This window comes from Duganella sp. GW821-FHT01E12, from assembly GCF_059422325.1.
Genome location: NZ_JBWKWR010000002.1, coordinates 934464 through 953425, shown reverse-complemented (window position 1 = coordinate 953425; position 18962 = coordinate 934464). Strand labels below are relative to the sequence as shown.

The 18962-nt window shown below is 65.6% G+C and carries 14 protein-coding genes; 12 read left to right on the top strand and 2 right to left on the bottom strand.

Features of this window, described 5'->3' with window-relative positions; all coding sequences use genetic code 11:
* Positions 1-134 precede the first annotated feature (134 nt).
* Both ffh and AC07WS_RS09495 read right to left on the bottom strand, forming a co-directional pair.
* On the bottom strand, positions 135-1502 hold the full coding sequence (gene ffh / locus AC07WS_RS09500; RefSeq protein WP_486061324.1) for a signal recognition particle protein: 1368 nt from the start codon (positions 1500-1502) through the stop codon (positions 135-137).
* A gap of 99 nt (positions 1503-1601) precedes the next feature.
* Positions 1602-3785 (bottom strand): NHL repeat-containing protein, encoded by a 2184-nt coding sequence (locus tag AC07WS_RS09495; RefSeq protein ID WP_494728794.1) that lies wholly within the window; start codon positions 3783-3785, stop codon positions 1602-1604.
* Between the two features lie 302 nt (positions 3786-4087).
* On the opposite strand from AC07WS_RS09495, the gene AC07WS_RS09490 reads away from it, so the two are divergent.
* From AC07WS_RS09490 to AC07WS_RS09435, 12 genes are all read left to right on the top strand, one after another.
* A complete protein-coding gene (locus AC07WS_RS09490) occupies positions 4088-5068 on the top strand; it encodes an ABC transporter substrate-binding protein (protein WP_494728793.1) in 981 nt (326 codons plus the stop codon).
* Positions 5069-5890 (top strand): ABC transporter permease, encoded by an 822-nt coding sequence (locus tag AC07WS_RS09485; RefSeq protein ID WP_494728792.1) that lies wholly within the window; start codon positions 5069-5071, stop codon positions 5888-5890.
* Positions 5890-6687 (top strand): ABC transporter ATP-binding protein, encoded by a 798-nt coding sequence (locus tag AC07WS_RS09480; RefSeq protein WP_494728791.1) that lies wholly within the window; start codon positions 5890-5892, stop codon positions 6685-6687. The genes AC07WS_RS09485 and AC07WS_RS09480 overlap by 1 nt, the downstream gene beginning before the upstream one ends.
* A gap of 22 nt (positions 6688-6709) precedes the next feature.
* Positions 6710-7516 (top strand): cytochrome C assembly family protein, encoded by an 807-nt coding sequence (locus AC07WS_RS09475; protein WP_494728790.1) that lies wholly within the window; start codon positions 6710-6712, stop codon positions 7514-7516.
* Positions 7513-7791: a PP0621 family protein gene (locus AC07WS_RS09470; protein WP_494728789.1), complete on the top strand. Its 279-nt coding sequence runs from the start codon at positions 7513-7515 to the stop codon at positions 7789-7791. Before AC07WS_RS09475 ends, AC07WS_RS09470 begins: the two co-directional genes overlap by 4 nt.
* A 10-nt stretch (positions 7792-7801) precedes the next feature.
* Positions 7802-9484: a sensor histidine kinase gene (locus AC07WS_RS09465; RefSeq protein WP_494728788.1), complete on the top strand. Its 1683-nt coding sequence runs from the start codon at positions 7802-7804 to the stop codon at positions 9482-9484.
* A 12-nt stretch (positions 9485-9496) separates the two neighbouring features.
* On the top strand, positions 9497-10960 hold the full coding sequence (locus AC07WS_RS09460; protein WP_494728787.1) for a sigma-54-dependent transcriptional regulator: 1464 nt from the start codon (positions 9497-9499) through the stop codon (positions 10958-10960).
* Positions 10957-11538, top strand: a complete 582-nt coding sequence (gene ampD / locus AC07WS_RS09455) for a 1,6-anhydro-N-acetylmuramyl-L-alanine amidase AmpD (RefSeq protein ID WP_494728786.1) — start codon at positions 10957-10959, stop codon at positions 11536-11538. Before AC07WS_RS09460 ends, ampD begins: the two co-directional genes overlap by 4 nt.
* 288 nt (positions 11539-11826) lie before the next feature.
* Positions 11827-14781 (top strand): ribonucleoside-diphosphate reductase subunit alpha, encoded by a 2955-nt coding sequence (locus AC07WS_RS09450; protein ID WP_494728785.1) that lies wholly within the window; start codon positions 11827-11829, stop codon positions 14779-14781.
* Positions 14782-14869: 88 nt separating this feature from the next.
* Positions 14870-15988, top strand: a complete 1119-nt coding sequence (locus AC07WS_RS09445; RefSeq protein ID WP_161098068.1) for a ribonucleotide-diphosphate reductase subunit beta — start codon at positions 14870-14872, stop codon at positions 15986-15988.
* A 485-nt stretch (positions 15989-16473) separates the two neighbouring features.
* Positions 16474-17028: a hypothetical protein gene (locus AC07WS_RS09440; protein ID WP_494728784.1), complete on the top strand. Its 555-nt coding sequence runs from the start codon at positions 16474-16476 to the stop codon at positions 17026-17028.
* A 1420-nt stretch (positions 17029-18448) separates the two neighbouring features.
* A partial coding sequence (locus tag AC07WS_RS09435; RefSeq protein ID WP_494728783.1) for a hypothetical protein occupies positions 18449-18962 on the top strand: 514 nt, incomplete at its 3' end.

Below are 18962 nucleotides of genomic sequence, written 5' to 3'. Positions count from 1 at the left end.
ATTGGTGGTGATTTACTGAGTATGCAAGTGTTTTTCGCGTTTTTTCCCGGAAACACCACGTAAACACGGGCTTTCGCCGGGCGGCGCACCGCGGCGGCGCGCTTTTCCCTGTGCCGGCCGGGCCGCGACCCGACTTAGCGCATGCCCGGCATCATGCCCTTCATCGAGCGCATCATCTTCATCATGCCGCCGCCCGAGAGCTTTTTCATCATGGTCTGCATCTGCTCGAACTGGGTCAGCATGCGGTTGACCTCCTGCACCTGCACGCCGGCGCCGGCGGCGATGCGGCGCTTGCGGGTGGCCTTGATCAGCTCGGGCTTGGCGCGCTCCTGCGGCGTCATCGAGTCGATGATGCCGACCATGCGCCGCACCTGCTTGTCGGCCTGGTCCATGTTGGCGCCGCCGGCGGCCTGCTGGAACTGGGCCGGCAGCTTGTCGACCAGGCTGGCCATGCCGCCCATCTTCTTCATCTGGCCCAGCTGGGCCTTGAAGTCGTTCATGTCGAACTTGCCGCCCGACTTGACCTTGGCCGCCAGCTCGGCCGCGGCCTTGGTGTCGACGCCCTTGCGCGCCTCTTCCACCAGCGCCATGATGTCGCCCATGCCCAGCACGCGGTTGGCCATGCGGGCCGGGTCGAACGCCTCCAGGCCGTCCAGCTTTTCCGACACGCCGGCAAACTTGATCGGCTTGCCGGTGATGTGGCGCACCGACAGCGCGGCGCCGCCGCGCGAGTCGCCGTCGAGCTTGGTGAGCACGATGCCGGTCAGCGGCAGCGCGTCGTTGAAGGCCTTGGCGGTGTTGATGGCGTCCTGGCCCAGCATGGCGTCGACCACGAACAGGGTCTCGATCGGCTTGACCGCCGCGTGCACGGCGGCGATCTCCTGCATCATCTGCTCGTCGATGCCGAGGCGGCCGGCGGTGTCGATGATCAGCACGTCGTGGTAGTGCTTCTTGGCCCAGTCCAGCGCGGCCAGCGCGATCTCGACCGGCTTGTCCTGCGCGGTGGACGGGAAGAAGTCGGCGCCGACCTGGGCGGTGACCGATTGCAGCTGGGCGATCGCGGCGGGACGATACACGTCGGCCGAGACGGTCAGCACCTTCTTTTTCTTTTCTTCCTTGAGGTACTTGGCCAGCTTGCCGACGGTGGTGGTCTTGCCCACGCCCTGCAGGCCGGCCATCAGGATGATGGCGGGCGGCTGCTGGGCAAAGCTCAGCTGCGCGGCCTCGGGGCCGAGGTCGGCGCCCATGATGGCGGCCAGCTCGCGCTGCACCACGCCCACCAGGGCCTGGCCGGGCGTGAGCGAGGAGATCACTTCCTCGCCCAGGGCCTTTTCCTTGACCTTGGCGATGAATTCGCGCACGGCGGGCAGGGCGACGTCGGCCTCGAGCAGCGCCAGGCGCACTTCGCGCAGCATCTCGGCGGTGTTGGCCTCGGTCAGGCGGGCCTCGCCGCGCATGGTTTTAACGACCTTGGCAAGGCGTTGGGTAAGATTGTCTAGCATGATGAACCCGGAATGAACAGTGGCCGCCATTTTACCCCATCGGCCCGGCCGCGGGCGGCGTCGCTCGACGACGCGCGCGCCGGCGTCGCCTGCGCGCCGTTACGGCAGCACCAGCCGCACGATGGCGCCGTCCACGGCAATGGCGAACGTGCCGGGGCCGGTGGGGACGATGCTGGTGGCGTTGCCCAGCACGGCGTCGGCCGGCGCGCCCAGGCGCGTGCCGACCACGTTGGCCTTGCCGGCCACCACGGTCTTGCTGCCGTCGGCGTTGGTGCGCACCACGGTGCCGTTCCTGACGGCGTAATGCAGGCCGTCCGGCGCCAGGTTGGCGCTGGCCGGCAGCGGCGGCGGGGCCAGCGCGTCCGGCGCGGCCGCGATGGTGCTGACCACGCCGGCCGGTGTGATCTTGCGCAGCCGCGGCCGGTAGATGGTGTCGCCGATGTTGGCGTAGGGCTCGGTCACATACAGGTTGTCGTCGGCGTCGATGGCCAGATCCTGCGGCCGGACGAACCGCGCCACGGCGCCGTCGCCGTCGATGTTCTGCGGCGCGTCGGTGGCGCCGGCGGCGCCGGCGATCAGGGTCGGGCCGTCGGCGTCGAGCCGGTAGACGGCGCCGCCGGCGTCGCGCGCGGCGTCGTACAGCAGCGAAATGTACAGGCGGCCGCCGTGGTCGATCGCCAGCCCGGTGACCGTCCCCAGTTCACGGTCGAAAACCGTGCTGACCTGGCCGGACGGGGTGGTCTTGCGCACGATGGCGCGCTTGCTCGCTTCGTTGTACTGGCGTTCGATTTCATCGTCGGACCAGCGCATCTCGACCGAATAGATATTGCCGTCGCGGTCGGCCGCCAGCCTGCCCGGCCGGTGGTAGCTGGCGGCGGCGCCCTGGCCGTCCTTGCCCAGCGCGCCGGTGTCGAGGCCCAGGCCGGCGAACGGCGCGCGGCTGCCGTCGGCGCCGACGATGCGCAGCCGCACGCGGTTGCCGACCAGCAGGCGGCCGTCGGCGGTGGCATACAGCAGGGTGTCGGGCGACGGGTAGCCGACCGCGTCGGCGGTGTAGGCCGCATACGCATACGGCGCCGGCGCCGGGTCGCTCTCCTGGTACAGCGTGGTGACGGTGGCGCCGCTGACCTTGCGGATGGCGTAGCCGCCGTCCTTCTTCGGCCGTTCCATCAGCAGCACGTTGCCGTCGCGGTCCAGCGTCAGGCTGCGGGCGCCGTGCAGCACGGCGCCGCTGCCGTCGTCCGGCGCGTCCTGCGGCTGGCCGCGCACCAGCGTGGCGATGGCGCCGTCCGGCGCGACCTTGCGCAGGCTGCCGTTGTCGATGACGATCAGATTGCCGTCGCGCTCGAGCAGCATGTCGGTCGGCTTGTAGAGGCGGGCGACGCCGGCCGGGCCGTCGACATAGCTGCCCGAATTGTAGTCGCCGGCCACCAGCACGCTGTTCTTGTCCCCGGTGCGGCGGCGGACGATGGCCGCGTAGTGGGTGTTGCCGTAGGGGTCATACACCAGCCGGTAGACGCTGTCGTTGTCCGCCGCGATCTTGACGGTGTTGTCGGCATGGTCGTAATCGACGTAGCTGCCATCGCTTTTCCTGGCGTACAGATGGAGGTTGTCGGCGTTGGGGGAGAGCGGATTCGGCAGGTTGATGATGAAATACTGGGTGGCGCCATCCGGCGAGGCGGCGACCAGGCTCCAGTGGAAATTGTAGTTGTAGTTGGGGATGGTGCTGACCGTGCCGTCCGGGCAGACTTTGCGCAGCAGCCCGTTGTCGCTCAGGTAGACATTGCCGGCCGCGTCGCCGCTGATGTCGTTGAGGCTGGAGAAGCGGGCGTCGCCGCCCTTGCCGTCCAGGTTGCCGCTGCCGCCCAGGGCGCCCGCCACCAGCCACAGGCCGGGCGCCGGCGTCAGGTTCAGCGTGATGGATTTGCTCAGGCCGCCCGAACTGGCGGTGATGGTGACCGGCGTCGGCCGATCCACGGCGCCGGGCGCGGGCGGCGCGTAGCTGACCGTGGCGCCGCTGGTCCCCGACAGCGTGCCCGGGCTGCCCGCCGCCAGCGACCAGCTGACGCTGCCGGCGCCGTTGAGCGTGGCGGTCATCGCCACCGGCGCGCCGCCGGCCGGCAGCTGGCCCGGCGCCGGCGACAGTTGCAGTTCGGTGGCGCTGGCTGGCGGCGGCGTGACGGCGCTACCGCCGCCGCCCCCGCCGCAGGCGGCCAGCAGGGCCGCCGACAGGATCAGGCCGCAGGCGTTGCGCCGGCCGCGGTAGGTAAGCGGATAAGACATGATGAAGATCCTTTGAAAGATGATTGTGTATGGTGTATCGCGTAGCGCGCCGTACGCATCGTGGATCGCGGAGTGGGCGCGGCCCGGTGGGCGCGCAAAAATGGCAACATTAACCAATGCCTAATGCCGGGAATTCTAGACTTTTTACCCGCGGCAAATTGCACACTTTGTCACGCCCGGCGCCGTACGCGCGGCGGCGGCCCCGGCGGCGCGATAGGCAAGTCATGTTTAGCTTGGTATGATCGCTACACTAAAAAAACCGCGGCCGCCGCCGGCCATGATTTTCCACCCAGGAGAGACGGATGAAATTGAAGGCAATCTGCAAGACTTTGACCATCGCCACGCTGTGCGCGGCCGCCGCAGGGGCGGCGTCGGCGCAGGAGGTGGTCCGCCTGGGCAACCTGAAGTTCGCCCACTACGGCGCGGTTTCCTACATCAAGGAGATCGCCCCCAAGTGCGGCATCAAGGTCGAGGAGCGGGTGTTCGCCAAGGGCCTGGACGTGATGCAGGGGATCATCGCCGGTGAGCTCGACGTCGGCACCACGGCGTCCGAGGCGGCCATCTCCGGCCGCGCCAGCGGCGCGCCCATCTTCGTGGTGGCCGGCTTCGCCAAGGGCGGCGCGCGCCTGGTCGGGCGCGCCGACCTCAAGATGAAGAGCGTCAAGGACCTCAAGGGCAAGAAGGTCGGCGTCACGCGCGGCGGCATCCAGGAGGTGCTGCTGCTGGCCGAGCTGCAGCAGGCCGGCCTCTCCGCGTCGGACCAGCCGGGCAAGGACGTGCAGCTGATCTACCTGGCCTACGCCGATCTGAACCAGGCGCTGCTGGGCAAGAACATCGACGCCATGATGAACTCCGAGCCGCAGTCCTCGCAATCGATCAACAAGGGCTACGGCAACGAGATCGTCAAGCCCTACGACACCCCGATCGGCGAGCCGGTGCGCACCATGGTGATGACCGAGAAGTTCTACAAGGAGAAGCGGCCGCTGGCCGAGAAGTTCATGCGCTGCTTCGTCGAGGCCACCAAGACCTTCATCGACCAGCCGGCCGTGGCCGAGAAGTATGTGCGCGAGACCGTGTTCAAGGGCCAGATCACCAAGGAAGACTTCAACGACGCCATCGGCAATTCGCCGTACTCCTACGACATCACGCCCGAGCACATCCAGATCACCACCGACGTCATGTTCAAGACCGGCGTCGGCCGCATGAGCAAGCCGCCCGCCGCCAGGGAGTGGGTCAAGACCGACCTGCTGGACGCCGCCAAGAAAAGCCTGGGCGTCAAGTAAATGGCCAAGTTCAACGCGAGGGAGGCGGGCGTCGGCCTGATCGTGCCGGCGCTGGTGATTGGCGTGTGGCAGCTGGTGTCGATGAAGGGCTGGGTCAATCCGCAGATGCTGCCGTCGCCGCTGGCGGTGCTGGAACGCTGGATCGCCTATCTGCTGCCGGTCCAGCCGTACAGCCCGGAGCAGGGCAGCTGGCTGTTGTGGGCCGTGTCGGGCGAGCTGATCGTCGACGCCCTCGGCAGCCTGTACCGCGTGCTGGTCGGCTTCGCCATCGGCGCCGCGCTGGCGCTGCCGCTGGGCCTGGTGATGGGCGCCAGCCAGACCGTGTACGCCTGGCTCAATCCGCTGATGCAGCTGCTGCGGCCGATTCCGCCCATCGCCTACATCCCGCTGTCCATCCTGTGGTTCGGCCTGGGCAATCCGCCGGCCATCTTTTTGATCGTGCTGGGCGCCTTCTTCCCGGTGCTGATGAACACCATCGCCGGCGTGCGCCAGGTCGACAGCATCTACCTGCGCGCCGCGCGCAACCTCGGCGCCGGCGGCAGCACGCTGTTCCTGCGGGTGATCCTGCCGGCCGCCGTGCCGTATATCTTGTCCGGCGTGCGGATCGGCATCGGCACCGCCTTCATCGTGGTGATCGTGTCCGAGATGATCGCCGTGAACAACGGCCTGGGCTTCCGCATCCTGGAGGCGCGCGAGTACTTCTGGTCGGACAAGATCATGGCCGGCATGATCACCATCGGCCTGATCGGCCTGATCATCGACACCGCCGTCAATCAACTGAACAACCATCTGCTGCGCTGGCACCGCGGCCTGGAGAACTGATGAACCCTCATCACATCGTCGTCGCCAACGTCAGCAAGGTGTTCCAGACCGCCGGGCGCGAGCTGGTGGCGCTCAAGGACATAGACCTGGAGATCCCGCAGGGCCAGTTTGTCTGCCTGCTGGGGCCGTCTGGCTGCGGCAAGTCCACGCTGCTCAACGCCATCGCCGGCTTCGCGCCGCCCAGTTCCGGCCGCATCCTGGCCGACGGCAGGGAGGTGCGCGCACCGGGACCCGAGCGCGGCATGGTGTTCCAGGAATACGCGCTGTTCCCGTGGATGACGGTGGAAAAGAACATCGCCTTCGGCCTGGAAATCAAGGGCATGCCGAAGGCGCAGATCGCGGCCAAGGTCGACCAGCTGCTGGCCATGCTGTCGCTGGGCGACTTCAAGCAGCGCTTCCCCAAGGACCTGTCGGGCGGCATGCGCCAGCGGGTGGCCATCGCCCGCGTGCTGGCGCTCGATTCGCCGATCATGCTGATGGACGAGCCGTTCGGCGCGCTGGACGCGCTGACCCGCCGCAACCTGCAGGACGAGCTGCTGCGCATCTGGGCCGAGCTGAAGAAGACCATCATCTTCGTCACCCACAGCATCGAGGAGGCGATCTACCTGGCCGACCGCATCGTGGTGATGACCTACCGTCCCGGCACCGTCAAGCGCGACCTGATGGTGGAATTGCCGCGCCTGCGCGATCCGGCCTCCGCCGAGTTCAACGCCCTCAAGCGCGAACTGGGCCAGCTGGTGATGGAGGAGCAGCAGCGCCACCACAACGACGAGCTGCGCATGGCAGCCGTCGACTGAGCGATGGTGTAAACTGCCGGACATGCAGACTATCCTACTCTTGGCAGCCATCGCGCTGTACCTGTTATGCGCGGCGCTGCCGTCGCGCCGCGCCGGGCTCATTTCCGCCGTGACGGCCGCCGCCTGGCTGCTGCACGGCGCCGGCCTGTGGTCCGAGGTGGCCGGCGGCGCCGGCGCCATCCGCATCGGCTTCGCCGCCATGCTGTCGTCGGCGCTGTGGGTGTCGGTGGGCGCCTACTGGATCGAGAACCGCAACTTCAGCCTGGACGGCATGCGCCGCCTGGTCATGCCGAACGCGGCGCTGGCCGCCGCGCTGCAGGCCGGCTTCCCCGGCAGCGTGATCGCGCTGGAGGGCAAGTCGCCGCTGTTCGGCTGGCACATCGCCATCGCCACGCTGGCCTACAGCACGCTGACGGTGGCCGCCTTCCACGCGGTGCTGATGGCGCTGCAGGAAAAGCGCCTGCACGCGGGCACCGAGCGCAAGGGCTTCCTGGCCGCCGCGCTGGACCAGCTGCCGGCGCTGCTGACCATGGAGAAGCTGCTGTTCCGCATGATAAGCATAGGCTTCACCTTGCTCAGTTTGACGGTGCTGTCGGGGATCGTGTTCTCGGAACAGCTGTTCGGCCAGGCGCTCAAATGGGACCACAAGTCGGTGTTCACCATGATGTCGTGGCTGCTGTTCGCCGCGCTGCTGGCGGGCCGGCGCTTCCGCGGCTGGCGCGGCAAGACCGCGCTGAGCTTCACGCTGGCCGGATTCGCCACCTTGTTGCTGGCCTACGTCGGCAGCCGTTTTGTGTTTGAAGTGGTTTTGCATAAGGGTTGGGCATGAGCCGTATAATTTTTTGGCTGGCGTTGGTGTTCCTGGTGATCTTCGCCATCCGCAGCAAGATCCGCGAGGCGCAGAAGCGCCACCAGCAGCAGTTCCGCGAGCCGGGGCAGCCGGCCGGCCGCGCCGCCGGCCAGGCCGAGGCCGGGGCCGTGGCCGAAGCCGAGACCATGCTGCAATGCGCCCATTGCGGCATCTTCTATCCGGCATCGGAAACCGTGCAGGCGCGCGGCCGCGACTACTGCAGCGCGGCCCACGCCACGCTGCCGGCCGCCTAGGCCGCCGCGCATGATCGCGCGCCTTCAAGCCTTGTCGGCCGGATCGCGCGCAACCTTCTGGCGTTCGCTGCAGACGCTCAACGCCACCCGCGTGGTGATCGCGCTGGTGCTGCTGGTCTACCTGAGCTTCGACAACCACGGCCTGCGCGCCTCCGGCAACTATCTGTACCTGCAAATCTGCCTGCTCTACCTGGGCCTGGCGATCCTGTTCGCGCTGACGGCGGTGTACTGGCAGCGCCGCTTCCTGCTGCAGCTGCTGTCGCAGATCGCCTGCGACCTGGCCATCATCTCGCTGCTGTATGTGGCCGGCGGCGGCCTGCGCAGCGGCCTGGCCATCCTCTACCTGTTCCCGCTGGCCGGCGTGGCCATCCTGGCGCCGCTGATGCTGTCGCTGTTCTGCGCCGCGCTGGTGGCGCTGTTCATGCTGGCCGAATCGACCTGGCAGGTGTTCATGATGGCGGGCGACCAGCCCTACCTGCAGGCGGGCCTGTATGGCGCGGCCTTCTTCGCCGCCGTGCTGGTGGTCAACCGCATGGCGGCGCGCCTGATCGGCCAGGAGGAGCTGGCGATCCGGCGCGGCGTCGAGATCACCGTGCAGCAGGCCGTCAACCGGCTGGTGATGGCCAACGTCGGCGACGGCATCTTGGTGGTCGATCCGGACGGCCAGGTGTTCGCCGGCAATCCGGCCGCGCAGCAGATGCTGGGCATGGTCGGGCCGGAGATGAGCTTACGGCTGTCGGCCGCCGCCGCGCTGGCGCCGCTGGCCCAGGCCTACGCCGAGTGGCGCGCCGACCCCGCGCGCGGCACCGCCTACGTCACCATTAAGCCGTATGCCGAGACGGCGCTGCGCGACGTGACGGCCGCCTGGAGCGCGCGGCGCGACCTGGCCGCGCACCTGAAGGTGCGCTTCGCGGCGGTCGACACGGCCGGCCTGGACACCGAGCGCAGCGTGATCTTTTTGCAGGACGTGACCGGCATCGAGAACCAGGCGCAGCAACTGAAGCTGGCGTCGATGGGGCGGCTCACGGCCAGCATCGCGCACGAGGTGCGCAATCCGCTGTCGGCCATCGGCCACGCCACCGCGCTGCTGGGCGAGGATCTCGACAGCACCGTCCACCTGCGGCTGCTGCAGATCGTCGGCGACAACGTGGCGCGGGTCAACCGCATGGTCGAGGACATCCTGCAGCTGTCGCGCAAGGTGCAGCCGCACGGCGAGCCGCTGGCGCTGGACCTCTTCCTGGCCGAGCTCAAAACCGAATTCGTCGACACCCACGGCCTGCCGCCGGACCTGCTGGCGGTGTCGGCGCCGGCCGGCACGCTGGTGCGCTTCGACGCGCTGCACCTGCGCGAGGTGGTGCTCAACCTGCTCAACAACGCGGTGCGCTACGCCAGCGGCGCGCCGGCCTCGGTGCGCATGGAGCTGGTGAGCGAGAAGGCGCGGCCGCTGGAGCTGCATGTGCAGGACGACGGCCCCGGCATCTCGCCCGAGGTGCGGGCCCATTTGTTCGAGCCGTTTTACACCACATCGAGCAAGGGGACCGGCCTGGGACTATATCTGGCGCGCGAATTGTGTTTGAATAACGAAGCGCGGTTGGACTACGAATATCGTTTTGATATCAAAGACAGCCCCGATGGGACTCCCCGCTCGCGCGGGCGCTTCGTAATCACCTTCGCCCATCCGGCGCAGACGTAGAAAGGCTGTTTGATGAGTGCTAGAGGTTCCCAACGCGCCCCGCGCGTGCTGGTCGTCGACGACGAGGCCGACCTGCGCGAGCTGCTGGAACTGACCCTGCTGAAAATGGGGCTGGATGTCGACAGCGCGGCCACGCTGGCGCAGGCGCGCGGCCTGCTGGCCAACGCCGAACGCGAATACCAGCTGGTGCTGACCGACATGCGCCTGCCGGACGGCCTGGGGCTGGAGCTGGTGCGCGAGGTCAGCGCCGCCTATAAGAACACGCCGATCGCGGTGGTGACGGCTTTCGGCAGCGCCGACAACGCCGTCATCGCGCTCAAGGCCGGGGCCTTCGACTACATCTCCAAGCCGGTGGCGCTGGACCAGCTGCGCGTGATGGTGCAGTCGGCGCTGCGGCTGAACGCCGAGCCGCCGGCCGGCGCGGCGCCCGGCGCAGCCCCGCCGGCCAGCCGGCTCAAGGGCGAGTCGGCCGTGATCCAGGCGCTGCGCGCGCAGATCGCGCGGCTGGCGCGCTCGATGGCGCCGATCGCCATCAACGGCGAATCGGGCAGCGGCAAGGAGCTGGCCGCGCGCGAGATCCACGCCCAGAGTTCGCGCGCGGGCAAGCCCTTCATCGCCGTCAACTGCGGCGCGATTCCCGAGGCGCTGATGGAGGCGGAGTTCTTCGGCTACCGCAAGGGCGCCTTCACCGGCGCGGCCGACGAGCGCGACGGCTTCTTCCAGGCGGCCAACGGCGGCACGCTGATGCTCGACGAGGTGGCCGACCTGCCGCTGGCGATGCAGGTCAAGCTGCTGCGGGCCATCCAGGAGCGGCGCGTGCGCAAGATCGGCGCCACCGCCGAGGAGCCGGTCGACGTGCGCATCATCAGCGCCACCCACAAGAACCTGGCGCAGTGCGTGGAGCAGGGCAGCTTCCGGCAGGACTTGTTCTACCGGCTGAACGTGATCGAACTGAGCCTGCCGCCGCTGCGCGAGCGGCTCGACGACCTGGCCGTGCTGACCGGCGCCATCCTCGAGCGGCTGGGCACCTTCGAGCACAAGGTGCGGCTGGGCGAGGGCGTGCTGGAGACCCTGCGCGCCTATTCCTTCCCCGGCAATGTGCGCGAGCTGGAAAACATCCTGGAGCGCGCGCTGGCCTTCGCCAACGACGGCGTGATCGAGGTGGCCGACCTGGCGCTGAAGGGCGCGCGCAGCGCCGAGGCTTCGGCCCCGGCGCCGCAGTGCGCCGAGGCGGCCGTGGCACCGCCGCCCGCGTCGGCGCCGGCCGAACCGGCGCCGCCGGCCGCGCTGCCGCACCTGGACGCGCTGCCCAGCAGCCTGCCCGATTACCTGAACCAGATCGAGCGCGACATCATCCTGCGGGCGCTGGCGCAGACCCAGTTCAACCGCACCCAGGCCGCGCAGCTGCTGGGCATCAGCTTCCGCCAGCTGCGCTACCAGATGCAAAAGCTCAACATCCAGGAGCCGGAAGCGTGAGCCGCCCGCCAGTGGGGGCGGACGGCTGGTGGCTGCCGGCGATCCGCTACGACAGCCCGCACGCCGACCGCCGTCCCGACCCGGCCGACATCACGCTGCTGGTGGTCCACAACATCTCGCTGCCGGGCGGTTGCTACGGCGGTCCGCACGTGTCCGACCTGTTCACCGGCCGCTTGGACTATAATACTGACCCCTCGTTCGCCGACCTGCGGGGGTTGAAGGTGTCGAGCCACTTTTTCATCCGCCGCGACGGCCGCGTGATGCAGTATGTTTCTGCTAACGAGCGGGCCTGGCACGCGGGGCTGTCGTCGTTCCGCGGAAGGGAGAGGTGCAACGACTATTCGATCGGCGTCGAGCTGGAAGGCACCGATGGCAGCGGCTTCGAGCCGGCCCAGTACGCGGCGCTGGCCGAGCTGACGGTGGCGCTGCAGGCGCGCTACCCGCTGACCGACGTGCAGGGCCACGAGCACATCGCGCCGGGCCGCAAGACCGATCCGGGACCGTTGTTTGATTGGGAAAGGTACCGGAAATGCTGGTTATCGTTAGTAGCTGCTAACCGGGAATTGCGCTTCCCGTAGGGCTTCTTGAATGTCAACAGAAAAATTGCCGTAAACGGCAAAATTTCTACTTGTCTTACCATTATCCGACCACTACAATCAGTGTATCGATTCACACCAATCACTAGATATAGTAGTTCTCATGACACTGGTTCTTAAACTATTCGCAAGCCTTCAAGGCCAGTTCACCACCCATTTTATTGCAGTTTAACCGGCCAGGCAGGTTTGGCAGGTCGCTTCATTTTGGCCTTTTTTTATACAACATTACGTCGCGCAGCTTTGACTGCACGCTGTTATCGGGGAGCTTAAATGCAATCTACTCAAGACATCACCATCAATCCAGCGCTGGTACCAGCAGCCGCTGCGAGCACCGCCAGCAGCCCGGTCACGGCCGCCAGCGACCTCGGTGACTACCGCATCATCCGCCGTAACGGCGCGGTCGTCGCGTTTGAGCCGTCGAAAATCGCGATCGCCATGACCAAGGCCTTCCTGGCCGTCAACGGCGGCCAGGGCGCGGCGTCGGCGCGCGTGCGCGAATTGGTAGAACAGCTGACCTCCAGCGTGGTCGCCGCGCTGGTGCGCCGCCAGCCATCGGGCGGCACCTTCCACATCGAGGACGTGCAGGACCAGGTTGAACTGGCGCTGATGCGCTCCGGCGAACACGATGTCGCCCGCGCCTACGTGCTGTACCGCGCCAAGCACATGGAAGAGCGCCGCGCCGCCAAGGAAGCCCAGGGCGCCGCCGCGACCATTGACGCGCCGCAGATCCACGTGGTCGAAAACGGCGAGCGCAAGCTGCTGGACATGAACCGCGTCACCGGCCTGATCAACGCCGCCTGCATCGGCCTGGAAAAGCACGTCGACGCCGACGCCATCGTGGCCGAGACGCTGAAGAACCTGTACGACGGCGTGCCGGTCGAAGAGCTGCACAAGTCCGCCATCCTGGCCGCCCGCGCGCTGATGGAAAAGGATCCGGCCTACTCGCAGGTGACGGCCCGCATCCTGCTGCACACGATTCGCAAGGAAGTGTTCGGCAAGGAAGTGGCGCAGGGCGCCGCGGCGGCCGAATACGTGAGCTACTTCCCGCAATACATCGCCAAGGGCATCGCCAACGAACTGCTGGACACCAAGCTGGCCGAGTTCGACCTGGCCCGCCTGGCCAAGGCGCTGGTCGCCGACCGCGATCTGCAGTTCGGCTACATCGGCCTGCAAACCCTGTACGACCGCTACTTCCTGCACGTGCGCGACGTGCGCATCGAGATGCCGCAGGCGTTCTACATGCGCGTCGCCATGGGCCTGGCCCTGAACGAGTCCGACCGCGAAGCGCGCGCCATCGAGTTCTACAACCTGCTGTCGACCTTCGACTTCATGTCGTCGACGCCGACCTTGTTCAACTCGGGCACCCTGCGTTCGCAGCTGTCGTCGTGCTACCTGACCACCGTGTCGGACGACCTGGAAGGCATCTACGACGCCATCAAGGAAAACGCCCTGCTGGCCAAGTTCGCCGGCGGCCTGGGCAACGACTGGACCCCGGTGCGCGCGCTGGGCGCCCACATCAAGGGCACCAACGGCAAATCGCAGGGCGTGGTGCCGTTCCTGAAGGTGGTCAACGACACCGCCGTGGCGGTCAACCAGGGCGGCAAGCGCAAGGGCGCGGTATGCGCCTACCTGGAAACCTGGCACATGGACATCGAAGAGTTCCTGGACCTGCGCAAGAACACCGGCGACGACCGCCGCCGCACCCACGACATGAACACCGCCAACTGGATCCCGGACATGTTCATGAAGCGCGTGATGGAAAAGGGCGAGTGGACCCTGTTCTCGCCATCGGACTGCCCGGACCTGCACGACCTGGTCGGCAAGGCCTTCGAAAAAGCCTACCTGGGCTACGAAGCCAAGGCCGCCGCCGGCGAGATCCGCGTGTTCAAGAAGATCGCCGCGCTGGACCTGTGGCGCAAGATGCTGTCGATGCTGTTCGAAACCGGCCACCCATGGATCACCTTCAAGGACCCATGCAACATCCGTTCGCCGCAGTCGCACGTGGGCATGGTGCACAGCTCCAACCTGTGCACCGAGATCACGCTGAACACCGGTCCCGACGAAATCGCCGTCTGCAACCTGGGTTCGGTGAACATGCCGGCCCACATGAAAGAGGGCAAGCTGGACCACGTCAAGCTGAAGAAGACCATCCGCACCGCGATGCGCATGCTCGACAATGTGATCGACATCAATTACTACGCCGTCGACAAGGCGCGCAACGCCAATATGCGCCACCGTCCGGTGGGCCTGGGCGTGATGGGCTTCCAGGACTGCCTGCACATGATGCGCATTCCGTTCTCGTCGAACGAAGCCGTGTCCTTCGCCGACACCTCGATGGAAGCGGTGTGCTACTACGCCTACCTGGCCTCGACCGAGCTGGCCGAGGAACGCGGCCACTACCAGTCGTACAAAGGCTCGCTGTGGGACCGCGGCATCCTGCCGCAGGACTCGATCAAGCTGCTGGCCGACGAACGCGGCGGCTACCTGGAGCAGGACACCTCGGCCGCGATGGACTGGACCCCGGTGCGCGAGCGCATCAAGAAGTTCGGCATGCGTAACTCAAACTGCGTGGCGATCGCTCCGACCGCGACCATTTCGAATATCATTGGCGTGTCGGCCTGCATCGAACCGACCTTCCAGAACCTGTACGTGAAGTCCAACCTGTCGGGCGAGTTCACCGAGATCAACGCCTACCTGGTGCGCGACCTGAAGGCGCGCGACCTGTGGGACGAGGTGATGATCTCCGACCTGAAGTACTTCGACGGCTCGCTGGCCAAGATCGACCGCATCCCGCAGGACCTGCGCGACATCTACGCCACCGCGTTCGAAGTGTCGCCGACCTGGCTGGTGGAAGCGGCGTCGCGCCGCCAGAAGTGGATCGACCAGGCGCAGTCGCTGAACATCTACATGGCCGGCGCCTCGGGCAAGAAGCTGGACGAGACCTACAAGCTGGCCTGGCTGCGTGGCCTGAAAACCACCTACTACCTGCGCACCATCGCCGCCACCCACATGGAGAAATCGACCTCCAAGACCGGCGCGCTGAACGCGGTGGCCGTGGACGGCGGCATGTCGGCCAGCGCCATGACGGCGGCCGGCCCGGCGACGGCGGCCCTGGCCGGTTCGGCGGCGGCGGCATCGTCGGTGGCCCAGGCCGAGGCCGACGGCGCCGCCTGCTACCTGCGTCCGGGCGACGATGGTTTCGAGGAATGCGAAGCTTGCCAATAAGCTGGCGGAAAACGTACTAATATAGAGAGTGAACCGTCCCGGCCCGTCCGGGCGGTTCTTTTTACACCGAATTCAGAAGGAAAATACCATGTCGCTGTCCTGGGACGAAGAGGCCGCACCGGCCGCATCACAAGCTGCTATCAATCAGGCCGCGCTGGCCACCGGCGAAGCGAACGCCGAGCAAGTCGCGCGCCGCGTCAATGCCGACGACAAGCGCATCATCAACGGCAAGACCGACGTCAACCAGCTGGTGCCGTTCAAGTACAAGTGGGCCTGGGACAAATACCTGGCCGGCTGCGCCAACCACTGGATGCCGCAGGAAGTGAACATGCAGCGCGATATCGAGCTGTGGAAGAACCCGAACGGCCTGACCGAGGACGAGCGCCGCCTGGTCAAGCGCAACCTGGGCTTCTTCGTCACCGCCGACTCGCTGGCCGCCAACAACATCGTGCTGGGCACCTACCGCCACATCACCGCCCCGGAATGCCGCCAGTACCTGCTGCGCCAGGCGTTCGAGGAGGCGATCCACACCCACGCCTACCAGTACATCGTCGAGTCGCTGGGCCTGGACGAGGGCGAGATCTTCAACGCCTACAACGAAGTGAAGTCGATCCGCGACAAGGATGAGTTCCTGATCCCGTTCATCAACACGCTGACCGATCCGGCCTTCACCACCGGCACCGTGCACAACGACCAGCAGCTGCTGAAGTCCCTGATCGTGTTCGCCTGCCTGATGGAAGGCCTGTTCTTCTACGTCGGCTTCACCCAGATCCTGGCGCTGGGCCGCCAGAACAAGATGATGGGCGCCGCCGAGCAGTACCAGTACATCCTGCGCGACGAGTCGATGCATTGCAACTTCGGCATCGATCTGATCAACACGATCAAGATGGAAAACCCGCTGCTGTGGACGCCTGCGTTCAAGGAAGAGATCAAGCAGCTGTTCCTGAAGGCCGTGGACCTGGAGTACGCCTACGCCGAGGACACCATGCCGCGCGGCGTGCTGGGCCTGAACGCGACCATGTTCAAGGGCTACCTGCGCTTCATCGCCAACCGCCGCGCCACGCAGATCGGCCTGGAGACGCTGTTCGACCAGGAAGACAACCCGTTCCCATGGATGAGCGAGATGATCGACCTGAAGAAGGAACGCAACTTCTTCGAGACCCGCGTGATCGAGTACCAGACCGGTGGCGCGCTGAACTGGGATTAAATTCCTCGGTTGCCATATATGAAACCCCTTGCCTTCACGGCAAGGGGTTTTTTTTTATTTCCCTCATCCCTGGCATCGGCCTCCAACCCATGCCCGGAACCATGGCGTTAAGCTGCTTGCTCGTGTTTGGCACCGCCTGAGGTTGGCTGCACCTCCGGCATGGGCAGGGCGGGGTGTATTTTTTCGGCTTTTACTAAAACCCGCTAACCACTACTACCCAATGCTAACCATCGATATTTCGTGCGGTTCCGCGCTATTTGCGGCACTAAAAAATACTAATCGCCTCTAACGAATACAGGCCGAAAAAATTAGTAAGGATTAGCATTCGGCACGGCATTTTTAGTACGTGATAGCGCTGCGTAGTACAGGTTAGTAGTGGTTAGCAGCGCTTAGTAAAAACCGATTTTAGAGAGCCCCCCATCCCTGCCTCGCCTAAGATTAAGCCCTCTTACAAGCTCCAATTCCCAATCCGCGTACCTGACGACGTGCTGGTCGAGCTGGGCGAATTCACCGGCAATTTCTGGTCGGATTCCCTGGCGCAGGAGCTCTTCGTCATCGAAGCGATCCGCAACTACATCAAACCGCCGCCGGCGGCCCCGCAGCAGCCTGCGGCGGCGTCCGAGGCCGGATACCAATGGAAGCAGGTCTTTCTTCCCGAGGGCACAAGGCTGCGCGCCAGCTTCGGCAGCCGGCCTTATTTCGCCACGGTGGTGGGAGCGGAAATCCAATATGAAGGGCACACGGTATCGCCGTCGTGCTTTGCCAACCTGCACGGCAGCGGCAACCGCAACGCATGGAAAGCCGTGTGGCTGCGCCTCCCCGGCAGCGGCGAATGGCTGCTGGCCGACGTCTGCCGCTCGGCGCGAAAAGCCGCGATAGCACGACTGCGCGAGGGCGGCGCACAGGCAGACAGCGGCCCGGCCGAAGGCGAACGCGCTCCGGCGCCGCAAGATGCTGGCACTCGGTGCAAGTCCGGCTCCGGAAGAAGCGCCCGCCGCAGGAAGCGCCGCGCCGCGAAACACATACCCGGAAATCCGTGACGCCCCTTTCTTATCTCAGCCGCTTGCGGCTGGCCTCGATGGCGCGGCCGATGGCCTTGATCGTCGCGGTGCGGATCGGGGCGCCGTGGCCAGATCCGTCCACAGGCCGCTCTGCGCCGCCATCGCTTCAATGACGCCGGCGTCCGCCGCAAGCCGCAGCAGGTCGGCCAGACCGGGCGCCCGGCTTTCGCCCATGACCGGCGTCCGATGCTCGCCGCCGGGGCCGGGATTGAAACTCAGGTCGTAGCAGGGCGAGAGCTGCCCATCCTTTGCTTGCGCAAGCGTCTGCGCCGCCCGCGCCAGGTCCAGCAGACGCAGATCCTCCGGCGCTAGCTGAAGCCAAACGCACGACGGCGTTCATCGGCAAACCGGGTCCGTCGATGCGGCGCGCGGACACCTGCGCGCGATCGGTCGTCGCCGAGTCGATGGCCGATCGCGGTGGCGTTCGTCGGCGCGCCTTGCCACGCTTGACGAAGCGCGTCGCCGCCGGCGTGAACATCCGCTCGCGTCGACGCGAATTCGGCGAGTGGAATCGAGCGATGTGCGATCGCGCGCCGCGCCGCGCGCGCGTGCGGTCCACGCGCACCGCTGTATTCTGCTTGCCATTCGCCGCACTCTGTCTCATAATCGCGACGAAATTAAAACAGTGAGTAGCGGCGGCGCGCAAGCGATGCGCAAGCGCTCTCGGATTCGGAAGCGGGTGGTGCGGATTTTTCGCCGGCGATGACGGCATCGCAGAAACCCAGGCGGCATAAGGCGCGCTTTGACGCGCTCTTTTTTCGCGCGACAGCGCGAACGCTTTTCCGAACTCGATTGAGCGCGCACATCGCAGCGCGGCGACGCAAGCGGGCATGCAGAATCGGCATGCGTATGTGAGTTGACGAGCTTAACGCGAAAAAAAGCGCGCGAATATCTATCGTGCTGGTTGCGTACCGACAAGGTTTTCGTGTACTTTACGAGTTGAAAATGCGTGTTTTGAAATGTGCGGAAATTTGACGCCGCACATGCCGCAGAAATGATCGCGATACGGGATACAGATTCACACAGATATGCACAAGACCACACTGTTTTTGTTGAGCCGTCTTTCCTGATTAGGTTCAGGTTGGGCGGTTTTTTGTTTGAAAACGAAAACCGTGCATGGCTGCGACGTAGGTCCATGGAGCTGAACACACGCCCGACCACCCGCAAAACGTCGCAACAAGATTAGTACCTGAGCGCCGTCCGGCCACGGACGGCGACCAGGTCGATGGCTGAAGTGCTGCACTCGTGAGGGGTTGCAGCAGTTCAGCTGGTGCCGAATTCATTAGCGCAAACCGTCGTTCGTTTGTGCCGATGAATAATTCGCCTGGCCTAATTCCGGGCCGGACGGGTTTAAATCTTGTAATGAATTTTTCCCATCCCCGATGAAGGAGAACTAAAAATGGCAACAGCCGCAAAGAAACCAGCAGCAAAAAAACCGGCCGCTAAAGCCGCCGCCCCAGCGAAGAAGCCTGTCGCAGCGAAAGCCGCCGCCAAGCCAGCAGCGAAAGCCGCCGCCAAACCAGCCGCCAAAGCCGCAGCTAAACCAGCCGTGAAAAAAGCAGCTGCCAAGCCAGTCGCGAAAAAAGCCGCCGCCAAGCCAGTAGCCAAAGCAGCAGCCAAGCCAGCAGCGAAAAAAGTAGCCGCTAAACCAGCAGCGAAAAAAGTCGTCGCCAAAGCAGCAGCTAAGCCAGCAGCGAAAAAAGTAGCCGCTAAACCAGCAGCGAAAAAAGTCGTCGCCAAAACAGCAGCCAAGCCAGCAGCGAAAAAAGTAGCAGCCAAGCCAGCAGCGAAGAAAGTCGCCGCCAAGCCAGCAGCGAAAAAAGTCGTCGCTAAAGCAGCAGCCAAGCCAGCAGCGAAAAAAGTAGCAGCCAAGCCAGCAGCGAAGAAAGTCGCCGCCAAGCCAGCAGCGAAAA

Coding starts and splice junctions, on each gene's coding strand:
- AC07WS_RS09495 (WP_494728794.1), bottom strand. CDS start 3,785: ATGTCTTATCCGCTTACCTACCGCGGCCGGCGCAACGCCTGCGGCCTG.
- AC07WS_RS09475 (WP_494728790.1), top strand. CDS start 6,710: ATGCAGACTATCCTACTCTTGGCAGCCATCGCGCTGTACCTGTTATGC.
- AC07WS_RS09460 (WP_494728787.1), top strand. CDS start 9,497: ATGAGTGCTAGAGGTTCCCAACGCGCCCCGCGCGTGCTGGTCGTCGAC.
- AC07WS_RS09490 (WP_494728793.1), top strand. CDS start 4,088: ATGAAATTGAAGGCAATCTGCAAGACTTTGACCATCGCCACGCTGTGC.
- AC07WS_RS09470 (WP_494728789.1), top strand. CDS start 7,513: ATGAGCCGTATAATTTTTTGGCTGGCGTTGGTGTTCCTGGTGATCTTC.
- AC07WS_RS09465 (WP_494728788.1), top strand. CDS start 7,802: ATGATCGCGCGCCTTCAAGCCTTGTCGGCCGGATCGCGCGCAACCTTC.
- AC07WS_RS09485 (WP_494728792.1), top strand. CDS start 5,069: ATGGCCAAGTTCAACGCGAGGGAGGCGGGCGTCGGCCTGATCGTGCCG.
- AC07WS_RS09450 (WP_494728785.1), top strand. CDS start 11,827: ATGCAATCTACTCAAGACATCACCATCAATCCAGCGCTGGTACCAGCA.
- AC07WS_RS09480 (WP_494728791.1), top strand. CDS start 5,890: ATGAACCCTCATCACATCGTCGTCGCCAACGTCAGCAAGGTGTTCCAG.
- AC07WS_RS09445 (WP_161098068.1), top strand. CDS start 14,870: ATGTCGCTGTCCTGGGACGAAGAGGCCGCACCGGCCGCATCACAAGCT.
- ffh (WP_486061324.1), bottom strand. CDS start 1,502: ATGCTAGACAATCTTACCCAACGCCTTGCCAAGGTCGTTAAAACCATG.